The sequence below is a fragment of the Streptomyces sp. NPDC054796 genome (assembly GCF_053611545.1).
The window spans coordinates 1-11529 of record NZ_JBSHAO010000108.1 but is presented as its reverse complement, the minus strand read 5'-3'; the positions used below and the strand labels follow the sequence as shown (position 1 = coordinate 11529).

Annotated in this window: 9 protein-coding genes; 2 read left to right on the top strand and 7 right to left on the bottom strand. The window is 74.2% G+C overall.

What is annotated here, in order from left to right:
• Positions 1-135 precede the first annotated feature (135 nt).
• A complete protein-coding gene (locus ACWGJ2_RS39280) occupies positions 136-1281 on the bottom strand; it encodes a beta-1,3-glucanase family protein (RefSeq protein ID WP_453351199.1) in 1146 nt (381 codons plus the stop codon).
• 32 nt (positions 1282-1313) lie between these two features.
• On the bottom strand, positions 1314-2324 hold the full coding sequence (locus ACWGJ2_RS39275) for a glycoside hydrolase family 16 protein (RefSeq protein ID WP_453351198.1): 1011 nt from the start codon (positions 2322-2324) through the stop codon (positions 1314-1316).
• A 110-nt stretch (positions 2325-2434) separates the two neighbouring features.
• Between ACWGJ2_RS39275 and ACWGJ2_RS39270 the strand changes: the two genes are divergently transcribed.
• Complete coding sequence (locus tag ACWGJ2_RS39270; protein WP_453351197.1) at positions 2435-3481, top strand: LacI family DNA-binding transcriptional regulator; 1047 nt, start codon at positions 2435-2437, stop codon at positions 3479-3481.
• Between the two features lie 306 nt (positions 3482-3787).
• On the opposite strand, the gene ACWGJ2_RS39265 is transcribed toward ACWGJ2_RS39270, so the two are convergent.
• Positions 3788-4978 carry a glycosyltransferase family 4 protein gene (locus ACWGJ2_RS39265; RefSeq protein ID WP_453351196.1) on the bottom strand — a complete coding sequence of 397 codons (1191 nt, stop codon included), beginning with the start codon at positions 4976-4978 and terminating at the stop codon, positions 3788-3790.
• A gap of 261 nt (positions 4979-5239) precedes the next feature.
• A complete protein-coding gene (locus ACWGJ2_RS39260; RefSeq protein WP_453351195.1) occupies positions 5240-7054 on the bottom strand; it encodes a DNA repair protein RecN in 1815 nt (604 codons plus the stop codon).
• Between the two features lie 277 nt (positions 7055-7331).
• Between ACWGJ2_RS39260 and ACWGJ2_RS39255 the strand changes: the two genes are divergently transcribed.
• Positions 7332-8783 (top strand): S41 family peptidase, encoded by a 1452-nt coding sequence (locus ACWGJ2_RS39255; RefSeq protein WP_453351194.1) that lies wholly within the window; start codon positions 7332-7334, stop codon positions 8781-8783.
• Positions 8784-8991: 208 nt separating this feature from the next.
• Here ACWGJ2_RS39255 and ACWGJ2_RS39250 read toward each other — a convergent pair whose 3' ends face one another.
• The 3 genes from ACWGJ2_RS39250 to ACWGJ2_RS39240 are packed head-to-tail and all read right to left on the bottom strand — an operon-like array spanning position 8992 to position 11099.
• Positions 8992-9972, bottom strand: a complete 981-nt coding sequence (locus ACWGJ2_RS39250) for an NAD kinase (RefSeq protein WP_453351193.1) — start codon at positions 9970-9972, stop codon at positions 8992-8994.
• Positions 9969-10778 (bottom strand): TlyA family RNA methyltransferase, encoded by an 810-nt coding sequence (locus tag ACWGJ2_RS39245; RefSeq protein ID WP_453351192.1) that lies wholly within the window; start codon positions 10776-10778, stop codon positions 9969-9971. Before ACWGJ2_RS39245 ends, ACWGJ2_RS39250 begins: the two co-directional genes overlap by 4 nt.
• Positions 10779-10781: 3 nt before the next feature.
• Positions 10782-11099: a hypothetical protein gene (locus ACWGJ2_RS39240; RefSeq protein WP_453351191.1), complete on the bottom strand. Its 318-nt coding sequence runs from the start codon at positions 11097-11099 to the stop codon at positions 10782-10784.
• Positions 11100-11529: the final 430 nt, after the last annotated feature.

The window sequence follows — 11529 nt, the reverse complement described above, 5'->3', positions numbered from 1 at the left end:
GGGGCGGCGGGGGGGGGGGGGGGGCCCCGCGGCCCCCGGGGGCCCGGCGGCCCCGCGGGGGGGCCGCCGGGGGCGGCCCCCCCGGCCCCCCCGACCGGTTCAGGGGGGTGGCAGAGGGTTTCGGACGGGGCGGGATCAGAAGGGGGTCAGGGTCAGCGTGATCTCCCTGGCCGCGCTGTCCTCGATGTAGGAGGCGAAGCCGCCCACGTCGTCAAAGGCGAAGCCGTACGCCTTCCCGTCCTCCGTGGCCGCGTGCATGGCCTTGGCGTAGTGGTGGGTGAGATCGCCTCCGTAGAACCCGGCGGGGTCGCCGGTGGGCTGGTCGGCGGAGGTGAGCAGCGTCGTGCGGTTGAAGCCCGCGCCCAGAACGGCGGCCACGGGACCCGTGACGCCGTCGTTGGGCGCCGCGAGTGCGCCGTCGCAGAACAACACGTCCTTGGTGGAGGGCTTCCGGAAGGACACGTTCCCTGGCCCGGTGAAGGAGAGGGTTCCGCCGCTGACACGCCCTGTGAACTTCCCCGCGTTGGTGGTGACGGTGAGGTCCTTGCCCTCGTACGTGCTCCAGACCTCGTCGATGTACGGCGCGAAGTAGTCGTCGGCGAAGCGTCCCGCGCCGATGCCGTGGCCAGGGGCGATGACGCGCCTGTCGTCGATGACGAGGGAGCCGAAGCCCTCCGCCGCGGCGACGTCCTGGAAGACCTTCGCACGGGCGCCCTGCTTGAGCGCGCCCGCCGTCTGATCCTTGGCGCCGGTGAGGTGGATGGACAGCGGGACGCTGAACATGTCGACCATGGTGGTGTTGCAGTACATGGCCCCGCCCTTGTACGTGAACTCCGCGCAGTCGTGCGTGATCCCGTAGTTGGGGTCCGACTCCACCCAGCCCGCCGGATAGGCCAGCGCCGCGTTGCCCGCGCCGTCCTGGACCGCCTTGAACTTCAGCTTCTCGCCGAGCGCGGTGTAGATCCGGCCCGACATCTCGGGGAGCCGGAGGACCGTCTCCCCGCTGGCGGCCAGGGGTATCGCGTAGTCCGTGAAGCCGTCGGCGCCGTTGTCGCCGAGGGCGATGGGCTTCAGCTCGCCCTCGGGTGTGACGCGGACCTGGCGTCGGCCGTCGTTGCCGACGATGTAGATCCAGACCGAGGAGTTCTGGTACTCCCCCGAGTTGTTGACGATCCTGAGCGGCATGCTTGCTGCGGCGGCCGTCCCGCGACGGGACGTGTCGGCCGCGTGCGCGGTGATCAGCCCGGCCGCGGGCACGGCGAGCGCGCTCGCCGCGGCCATACGCAGCAGGGTCCGTCTGCTGAGGGGGCCGGTCATCCCGCACCTCCGGCGGGCTCGACGGAGACGGCGACGTGGTCGACGAGCAGGGAGCCGCCCGGCTGGGTGGCAGCCGTGGGCGTCGCGTGCCCGGCGACACCGTCAGGGAAGGCGCCGCCCATGGCCAGGTTGAGCAGGACGAAGTGGCCGTGGTGGGTGGCGTTCGCCCAGGTCTCCGCGTCCATGTCGGCGGCGCTGACCGAATGGAACTCGCGCCCGTCCTGATACCAGCGCAGCTCCTCCGTCGCGCCGCTGCGGTCCAGTTCGAGCGCGTACGTGTGGAAGCCCGCCTGGCAGCTCGTGCCCTGGCACTCGGTGGACGCGCCGATGCCCTGGGTCTCGTTGCAGGGACCGCCCGGGTTGACGCCGCAGTGCAGCACGCCGTGGGTGCGGTTCTCGCCGTTGACGTTCTCCATGATGTCGAACTCGCCGATGCCCGGCCAGTTCCAGTAGTTGCCCCGGTACTGGTCGCCCAGGGTCCAGAAGGCGGGCCAGTAGCCGAGCGCCGCGTCACCCTGCACGTCGGGCAGCCGCATGCTCGCCTCGATGCGCATCTTCCCGCCCTCGGGCGCCGCGAAGTCGGTGCGCTTGCTCTCGATACGGCCCGAGGTCCAGGTGTCCCCGTCCTTCAGCGCCGTGATCTTGAGGTGGCCCTCGCCGTCGAGCTGGAGGTTCTCGGGCCTGTCCGTGTACGACTGGACCTCGCCCGTGCCCCAGTTCGCCGGACCGCCCTCGTAGCCGTGGCCCTTGTCGATGATCCAGTCGTCGCCCGAGGGCAACGATCCGGCGGCGCCGTCGAAGTCCGTGCGCCAGACCTCCTCGTACGCCGCTGCCCCGGCGCCCGCCTTCGGCGCCGGTCCCTCCGGTTCCTCGGCCTGCGCGGTCGGCAGCGCGTACGCGCCGAGCGCGATCAGCGCCGCAGCGGCGGCCATCGGCCAGCGCCGCGCGAGGGCCTTCTTACGGGTTCCACCTGCGGTTTTTCCTGACACACTGGTTCTGCCCGGCATGACTACGCTCCTCGTTGTGGGGGATGTGAGAGCGCTCTCACGTCATGGCCATGCACAGTGCCGCGAGTGCGGGGTAGCGTCAAGGGCACTCGGAGCAAAAGGAGTTGGACGTGCACGGTGCATCGGGTTCCCGCCCGACCCTGGAGGCCGTCGCGGCCCACGCGGGCGTCTCGCGCGCCACGGTCTCCCGCGTGGTCAACGGCGGCGCCGGAGTGCGCGGCCCGGTCCGCGAGAAGGTCCAGCGCTCCGTGGAGGCGCTCGGCTACATCCCCAACAGCGCGGCCCGCAGCCTCGTCACCCGCCGCACGGGCGCTGTCGCCGTGGTCATCGCCGAACCGGAGACCCGCGTCTTCTCCGACCCCTTCTTCGCACAGCAGTTGCGCGGTATCAGCCGCGAACTCGCCGCGCACGACACGCAGTTGCTGCTCATGCTGCTGGAGCAGCGCAAGGACTACGAGCGCATCGGCCGCTACCTCGCCGGGGGTCACGTCGACGGCGCCCTGATGTTCTCGCTGCACGGCGAAGACCCGCTGCCAGGCATGGCCGCGGCCTCCGGGCTGCCGACGGTCTTCGGCGGCCGCCCCGACTGGCCCGGCGCCGAGGACGACCCCGGCCTCCTCTACGTCGACACCGACAACCGGGCCGGGGCGCGGCTGGCCGTCGAGCATTTGCTGGAGCGAGGGCGCCGCCGGATCGCGGTGATCACCGGTCCGCTGGACCAGACGTCCGCGCTGGACCGGCTGTACGGGTACGGGGACGCGCTGGCCGCGTCCGGGGCGGAGAGCGATGCCGCGCTCGTCGCGCACGGGGGGTTCACGGCCGAGGGCGGCGAACGGGCCATGGGCCAGCTCCTGGAGCGCGTGCCCGAGCTCGACGCCGTGTTCGCGGGGAACGATCTGATGGCGTCCGGTGCGTTGCGGGCACTGCGCGCGCATGGGCGCTCCGTGCCGGGGGACGTGGCGGTCGTCGGTTACGACGATCTGGAGACCGCGTCCTGGGCCGAGCCGCCGCTGACGACGGTGCGCCAGGATGTCGAGAAGATGGGCCGCATGATGGCGGCCCTGCTCCTCCGCCGCCTCGGCCTCGCGCCCACCCCCCACTCCCCCCTCACCCCCGTGATCACGGGCCCCCGCCTGGTGGTCCGCGCCTCGACGTGACGGCCCCTTCGCGGGGGTGCGGAAGGAAGCGGGGGGGTTGCCCCGTTCGTCGGGGGTGTTGCGCGGGACGGTTCGCCGGTGAGGTGGGCACCGTAGGATCCCGCGCTGATTTTTGTGCCGCTGCACGTGCCGCTGCGCTGGGCGGGGCGCCGTGCAGCGGCACAAAACTGTTGTGGGCAATCGTCCCGCTGGCGAGGGGGGCACCCACAACAGGCGCACCCCCACGAGAAACAGGCACCCCGTGTGACCATCACCCCGCACCCCGTGAAGGGGCACAGCCCGGTGAAGGGGGAACCCTTCGTTTCCTTACGCCCCCCGCGAAGGGGCCGTCAGTTCGTCGTAGAGGGCGAGGACCTGGGTGACCGTGTCGTTCTCGGAGGGCCAGCTTGCCGCCCGGGCGTGGCCCTTCGCGACCAGCGAGGCGCGCAGGGGCGGGTCCGTCAGGAGCGAGGTGACCGCCGTCGCGAGGGCGTCGGGGGCGGCATAGGGGACCAGCAGGGCCGCGTCGCCGACGAGTTCGGGGACGCCCCCGACCGCCGTCGCCACCAACGGCACCCCCGCCCGCAACGCTTCCTGCGCGAAGAGCGACCGCGCCTCCCACCGGGAGGCCAGCACCGCCACGTCCGCCCCGGCCAGCAACTGAAGCGCGTCCTCACGGCACCCCAGCAGCCGTACGGGCAGGTCCTCCTCGTCGATGCGCCGTTGCAGCGCCGCGCGTTCGGCGCCCTCGCCCGCGATGGCGAACAGCGGCGGCGGATCGAAGTGGCGCCAGGCGCGCGAGGCGGTCAGCGCCGCGTCGTACCCCTGGTGCTCCGCCAGCCGTCCGACGGACACGATCAGCGGCCGGTCCACGGCGCCGACCTCGGCCCGCACCTTGTGCCGCAACCGCTCCTCCGCCGTCCCTGACGGCTCCGCACCCGCACCCGCGCCCGCACCCTTCGCACCCTGTACCGCCGACGGCCGCAGCGCCGCGACGGGCGCGAGCCGCGCGTCCCGCGCGCCACGGCGACGGGCACGGGCGACGAGGTCGGAGCTGACCCCGAGCACCACCGTCGCGGAGCGTGCCACGCGCCGCTCCAGCATTCGCGTCAGGCGTGCCCGCGCACCTCGCGCGTGCCCACGGGTGTGCCAGGTGACGACGAGCGGGACGTGCCGTCGGCGCCTGCCGAGCGCGAGGGCCGCCAGCAGGCCCGCCTGTAGCCCGTGCGCGTGGACGACGTCGGCGTCCTCGCAGACGCGGCGCAGCGCGGCGACCGCCTCCGGCTCACTGCGCGCCGGGGCGGGCGCGAAGGAGGCCCCTGTCGCGGTGAACCCGTAGCTCAGCTCGGCGCCGCCGGGCGCGCAGACCGTCACCCGCAGTCCTCGTGCCACCAGCCCCGCCGTGAGCGAGCGCACGTGCGTCCCGGTGTCCGCGCTGCCCCCGCCCAGCACCTGGACGGCGTGCGGCGGCGTCTGCCCGACGGATGTCAGCGGCAGCGGCGTGGGGGGACGGCTCACCGGGGTCGAACTCCAAGGTCGTGGGGGCGGAGGGGTCCGTGGGGGTTCCGCTCTACGCGCGGTGCGCGCACACGGACGGGCGTACCGTCGTGCGCGCGCATCGCGCGTAGCGTGGGGCCACCAGCATGCCAGCCGTCGGCGGCGGGCCAGGACCGCCGTGTGCCCGCGAGGGCGCGAGGCCGCACCCGCGCCGCCCGCGTCTCACCCACCCGGGCGATGCGGACGGCGCACGCGGCGGCGCGCTGGCAGCGCGCCGCTACCTCATGTACCGGCGCGGGCCGTCGCCAGCAGTTCCTCCGCGTGCGCCCGTGCGAGCTGTGAGTCCTCCTGGCCCGCGAGCATCCGGGACAGCTCCCGCACCCGCTCCTCGCCCTCCATGGCCTGGACGCCGCTGCGCGTGACCGAGCCCTCGTGGGTCTTCTCGACGACGAGGTGCCGGTCGGCGAAGGCGGCGACCTGCGGCAGGTGTGTGACGACCACGACCTGCGCCGAGCGCGCGAGCCTGGCAAGGCGCCGCCCGACCTCGACCGCCGCCTTGCCGCCGACGCCCGCGTCGACCTCGTCGAAGAGGTACGTCGGCACGGGGTCGGCGCCGGCGAAGACCACTTCGACGGCGAGCATCACGCGGGACAGCTCGCCGCCCGAGGCACCCTTGGCGATGGGCCTGGCCTGCGCGCCGGGGTGCGGCGCGAGCAGCAGCTCGACCTCGTCCGTGCCGTGCGGCCCGAAGGCGAGGGTGCGCCCGTGCACGTCCAGGCCCTCGGGGTCCTCCGTGTGGCGCAGTTCGAAGGAGACGCGCGCGTGGGGCATGGCCAGCTCGGCCAGTTCCTCGGTGACGGCGTCGGCGAACCGCTTGGCCGCGTCGGCGCGCGCGTCGGTGAGCTGCTGCGCGAGCGCGGACAGTTCGGCGCGCAGCGCCTCGCTCTCGGCGGTCAGCTCCCCGACCCTGTCGTCGTCGCCCTCCAGCTCGGCGAGCCGCGCCGCGCTCCGCTCGGCCCAGGTGAGGACGGAGGCCGCGCCGCCGCCCTCCTCGCCGTCCGGGTCCTCGGGCCCGCCGGGTCCGCCCGGCCCACCCGGCTCGCCGGGTTCGGCGCTCGCGTACTTGCGGATCAGGTGGGTGAGCGCGGCGCGCCGCTCCTCGACGGCGGCGAGGCGCAGCGGGTCGGCGTCGAGGTTGTCGGCGTAGCCCGCCAGCTCACCCGCGACGTCGGACAGCAGGATGGACACCTCGCCGAGCCGGTCCGCGAGCCCGGCGAGCGAGGGGTCGTGCGCCCGTACGGCCTCCAGCGCCCGGTGTGCCCCGGCCACGAGGGTGACGGCGTCGACGCCCTCCGGGTCGGCGGGGTCGCCCGCGAGGGCGCCGTGCGCGGTGGTGGCGGCGGAGGCGAGGGCCTCGGCGTGGCCGAGGCGTTCGGCTTCGGCGGCGAGTTCGATGTCCTCGCCCGGGCGGGGTTCGGCCGCCTCGATCTCCTCCAGGCCGAAGCGCAGCAGATCGGCTTCCTGGGCGCGTTCCCTGGCGCGGGTGGTGATGTCCTCCAGTTCGGCGGTGACGGCGCGCAGGCGCCGGTACGCGGTGGTGTATTCGGCGAGCGGCGCCGAGACGGCCTCGCCCGCGTAGCGGTCGAGTGCCTGCCGTTGCCTGGCGGGGCGCAACAGCCCCTGCTGATCGGTCTGTCCGTGCACCGCGACGAGTTCGTCACTCAGCTCGGCGAGCAGCCCGACGGGCGCCGACCTGCCGCCCACGTGGGCCCGCGAGCGCCCCTCGGCCGAGACGGTGCGGCTGATGAGCAGCGCCCCCTCGTCCAGTTCGGCTCCGGCCTCCTCCGCGCGCCGTGCCGCGGGCGCGTCGGGGGGCACGACGATCCGCCCCTCGACGACGGCTGCCTTGGCGCCGACCCGCACGAGGGCCGCGTCAGCACGGCCGCCGAGCAGCAGGCCGAGGCTGGTGACGACCATGGTCTTGCCGGCTCCGGTCTCGCCGGTCACCGCGGTGAAGCCGGGGGACAGCTCGACGACGGCATCGTCGATCACGCCCAGGGCTCTGATCCGCATCTCCTCCAACACGGATACGACCATACGAGGTTCCGTGGGGATACCCCTACCCCTGGTCCGGGTGGCAGCGGGATCGTCGCAGCGCACACGGCCTCCGCATGCTGGAACAGTCGCCCGCGCCGCCCCGGGGTTCCCGGGTGAATCTCCCGCCGCACCGTCCGCAATGCGGGGGAATCACCCGTAACCGCACGGGTGCCCCGTCGGGAGGTCCACCTCTCCCCCGCGCCCGCCGGGCGGCGGAGGGTACGCGCACAACCGGCACAACCGTCACCACCACTGCGCACATCGGGGGTCATCGTTCATGGGCACACCACTCGCACCGTCCGTCTCCCGGGCCCGGTCCGCGGCTCTGGCGGCACTCTGCGTCCTGGCCGTGGCCGGCGGGCCCGGTGCCGCGCCGGGCGCCGGAGCGGTGGCCGCGAAGCCCGCGGCCCACAGCCCGCACGGCGGCGTCGCGGGCGTGTGGCGCATGGACGGCTACGGCACCGTCGTCGTCATCGAGGGCCGGTCGCTGCGGACGTACGACACGAGCGCGGTCCACTGCGTACCCGGCGGCCTCAAGGGCCGCCAGCGCGGCGGCCAGGGCCCAGGCGGGCGGCGTACGTACGCGGCGGCCGACTCCGGCGACGTCACCGTGCGCGCCGAGACCCGGGAGCGGGCGCGGCTGCGCATCGCGGACAGCGCGGGCCACCGCACCCTGCACCGCGTCGGAGAGCTGCCGGAGCAGTGCGCGCGTAAGCCCGAGCGCGGGCCGCGTGCGGTCTTCGACGTGTTCTGGCAGACGTACGCGGAGAACTACCCCTTCTTCGCGGCGAGAGGCGTCGACTGGCGGGCCGTGCGCGAGCGCTACCGCCCCCGCGTCGACGCGCACACCACGGACGACGAACTCTTCGCCGTGCTCCGGGAGATGATCGAGCCCCTGCACGACGCGCACACCGCGATCGACGGTGGCGAGGGGCGCCGCTACGCGGGGGTGCGCCCCGGTACCTCCCCGCCCACCAAGGAGGACATCGCCCGTATCGACAAGGCGACGGACGAGGCCGTCGGCACCGAGCAGCGGCGCTGGGCGGGCGGCGCGCTCTCCTTCGCCGAGCTGCCCGGCGAGGACGAGGGGCGCGGTCCCGTCGGCTATCTGCGCGTCACCCGCTTCCAGGGGTTCACGGAGGACGGCGGCTACGCGGCGGACGTCGCCGAACTGGACCGGGCGCTGGACGCGGTCTTCACCGAGCGCCGCACCCGCTCCCTGCGCGGCCTCGTCCTGGACCTGCGCTTCAACGCCGGGGGCGCCGACCCGCTCGGGCTGCGCCTCGCCCAGCGGCTCACGGACCGCCCGTACCCGGCCTACGCGAAGCGGGCCCGCAACGACCCGGAGCACCCGGACCGCTTCACGCCCGAGCAGCCCCTCCACGTGACCCCGCACGACGGGCCCGTCTACACCGGGCCCGTGGCCGTGCTGACGGGGCCCCTCACCGTCAGCGCGGGCGAGACCTTCACCCAGGCGCTGCTGGGCCGCGACCCGGCGCCCGCGCGGATCGGCGGGAACACGCAGGGCGCGTTCTCCGACACCCTGGACCGCTCGCTGCCGAACGGCTGGTCGTTCGCGCTGCCGAACGAGGAGTTCCTGACCGCCGACGGACACACCTTCGACGGCACCGGCATCCCTCCGACCCACCGCACCCCGGTCTTCACCGAGGAGGAGTTCGCCGCACACCGGGACTCGGCCCTGCGCCGCGCCCGCGAGCTGCTGGGCTGAGGCCCGTGCCTCGGGCGCGTCGGGCGCGGCCGGGCCGGAGCCGGTCCCGCACTCCGCACACTCGACAGACCCCACACCGACACCCCACACCCACCCGACCAGCACATCCACCACACACCGGAACCCGACCCCGCACCACGCCCACGAGCCACAGGGCCGAGGCCCGTGCCTCGCCGGGCCGGGCCGGTCCGGTCCGGCGAGGCGGCGTCTACTGGGGTGCTCCGCGCCAGCCCGCGACCGGCAGTGCGAACTTGGCGACCAGCCGGTCAGTGAACGAGGCGTGATGGAGCCGCGCGAGCCGTACCGGCACGGCTCCGCGCCGCACCTCGACCCGCGCCCCCGCCGGGAGCTCCACGCTGCGGCGGCCGTCGCACCAGATGACGCCGTTGGGCGTCGCGGGCTGCACCTCGACCGCGAGCACCGAGTCCGGCGCGGTCACCAGCGGCTTGGCGAAGAGCGCGTGCGCGCTGATCGGCACCATCAGCAGCGCCTCGACCTCCGGCCAGACGACGGGGCCGCCCGCGGAAAAGGCGTACGCCGTGGAGCCCGTCGGCGTCGCGCACACCACTCCGTCGCCGCCGAAGCGGGAGACGGGGCGGCCGTCCACCTCGGTGACGACCTCCAGCATGCGCTCCCTGGACGCCTTCTCCACCGAAGCCTCGTTCATGGCCCAGTCGCGGTGGACGACGTGCCCGTCGTTGCGTACGAGCACGTCGAGCGTCATCCGCTCCTCGACCTCGTAGCTGCGGGTCGCCACGCGGTCGACGACCTTGTCCAGATCGTCGCGCTCCGCCTCCGCGAGGAAGCCGATGCGCCCGAGGTTCACCCCGAGCATCGGCACACCGGAGGCCCGCGCGAACTCGGCGCCGCGCAGCAGCGTCCCGTCGCCGCCGAGCACGACCAGCAGCTCACAGCCCTCGGCCGCGTCCGGCTTGGCCTCGGCGATCTGCACGCTCGGCGGCAGCGGCAGATCCACCGCCTCCTCGTCCAGCACGCGCACCCCGATGCCGCTGCGCAGCAGCCCCTGGACGACCAGTTCCGCGCTGCGGACGGCCGCCGGGCGGCCGGTGTGCGCGAGCAGGAAGACGGTGCGGGTCTCGGCCCTCTCGGTGCTCGTGCCGCTCGCGCCGCTGTCGGCGTGCCCGCCGTACGTGCCCCGGTAGTCGCCCCCGCCGGTCGGTGTCGTCACTTCGGCCCCTCCGCCACTGCTCGCTCGACGTCCGCCGGGTCGAGGTCAGGCGCCCCGGCGCGCAGCCACAGAAAGTACTCGACGTTGCCCGAAGGTCCTGGCAGCGGACTCGCCGTCACACCCAGCGCGCCCAGCCCGAGCGCGGCGGCCTGTGCGCCGACCGTGCGCACCGCCTCGGCGCGCAGCGCCGTGCTGCGCACGACACCGCCGCTGCCCAGCCGCTCCTTCCCGACCTCGAACTGCGGCTTGACCATGAGCACCAGGTCCGCTTCGGGCCCCGCGCAGCGCACGAGCGCGGGCAGCACGAGGCCCAGCGGGATGAACGAGAGATCGCCGACAACCACGTCGACGGGCTCGTCGCCGATGTCCTCCAGCGTCAGCTCGCGTACGTTCGTGCGGTCCTTGACCGTGACGCGCTCGTCGCTCTGGAGCGACCAGGCGAGCTGCCCGTAGCCGACGTCGACGGCGACGACATGCGCCGCGCCGGCGCGCAGCAGCACGTCCGTGAAGCCGCCCGTCGAGGCCCCCGCGTCCAGGGCACGCCTGCCCTCGACGGACAGGCCCAGCGGCGCGAAGGCGGCGAGCGCTCCGGCCAGCTTGTGGCCGCCGCGCGAGACGTAGTCGGGGTCGTTCTCGTCCTCGCGGACGACGAGGGCCGCGCTGGTCTCCACCTGGGTGGCGGCCTTGCCCGCCGTGTTCCCCTGGACGGTCACCCGTCCCGCGGCGATCAGTTGCTCCGCGTGCTCACGGGAACGGGCCAGGTTGCGGCGCACCAGCTCCGCGTCGAGTCGGCGTCGTGCTGCCACGTCTCAGCTCCGGGGGACGGGTCGGTCGAGGGCGGTCAGCGTGTCGCGCAGACCGCGGTGAACATCTTCGTACACCTCCAGGTGCCCGGAGACGGCGAGGTGGTCCGCGTCCTCCAGCCGCCTGAGCTGGGAGTCGACGGGCCCGTGCCCCGTCGACTCCACCCGCACCCCGAGCGGTACGGTCTCCTCGCGGGGCGGTTCCGCGTCCTGTGGGGGCTGTGCTGGTTCCTCGCCTGGTACGGGGTGCGTGGGGTGCGCGGGGCGCTCCGCATCTGGCGTGGGGGGTGGCGCGGGATGTCCGCCCTGCTCCGGCTCACTCATGCCCCCGACGCTACCCGCTCCGAGCTCTCACCCGTCGCGGACGAGCCCGCACCATGGCCCGGCGCCGTTTCCAGGCGCGGGTGTTGTTGGGGTCCCCGTTCCCGCCCCTTTCACGGGGGTGTTGCGCGGGACGGTTGGCCTGTGTGGTGGGCACTGTAGGGTCCCGCGCTGATTTTTGTACGGCTTCACGGGGGTGCCGTCGTGGGGCTGGGCGCCGTGTTCGGCTGCCTGGCCGGTGGCTTCGGCGCGGCCTATGGACCGGTACGACGCGGCTGGCGCCGCGTGATTCTTGGCTCGGACCGTGGTTATGGGGTGCCTGTGTGGTGGGGGTCGGCGCCGCGCCGGGGTGTCTCCTCGGGCGGCGACAAGTGCGGGTCTCGTTTACGGGTTTCCCCCGGCACTCGTCGCCACCACTTGCGGGGACACCCCA

Coding starts and splice junctions, on each gene's coding strand:
- ACWGJ2_RS39280 (WP_453351199.1), bottom strand. CDS start 1,281: ATGGCCGCGGCGAGCGCGCTCGCCGTGCCCGCGGCCGGGCTGATCACC.
- ACWGJ2_RS39240 (WP_453351191.1), bottom strand. CDS start 11,099: ATGAGTGAGCCGGAGCAGGGCGGACATCCCGCGCCACCCCCCACGCCA.
- ACWGJ2_RS39260 (WP_453351195.1), bottom strand. CDS start 7,054: ATGGTCGTATCCGTGTTGGAGGAGATGCGGATCAGAGCCCTGGGCGTG.
- ACWGJ2_RS39275 (WP_453351198.1), bottom strand. CDS start 2,324: ATGCCGGGCAGAACCAGTGTGTCAGGAAAAACCGCAGGTGGAACCCGT.
- ACWGJ2_RS39255 (WP_453351194.1), top strand. CDS start 7,332: ATGGGCACACCACTCGCACCGTCCGTCTCCCGGGCCCGGTCCGCGGCT.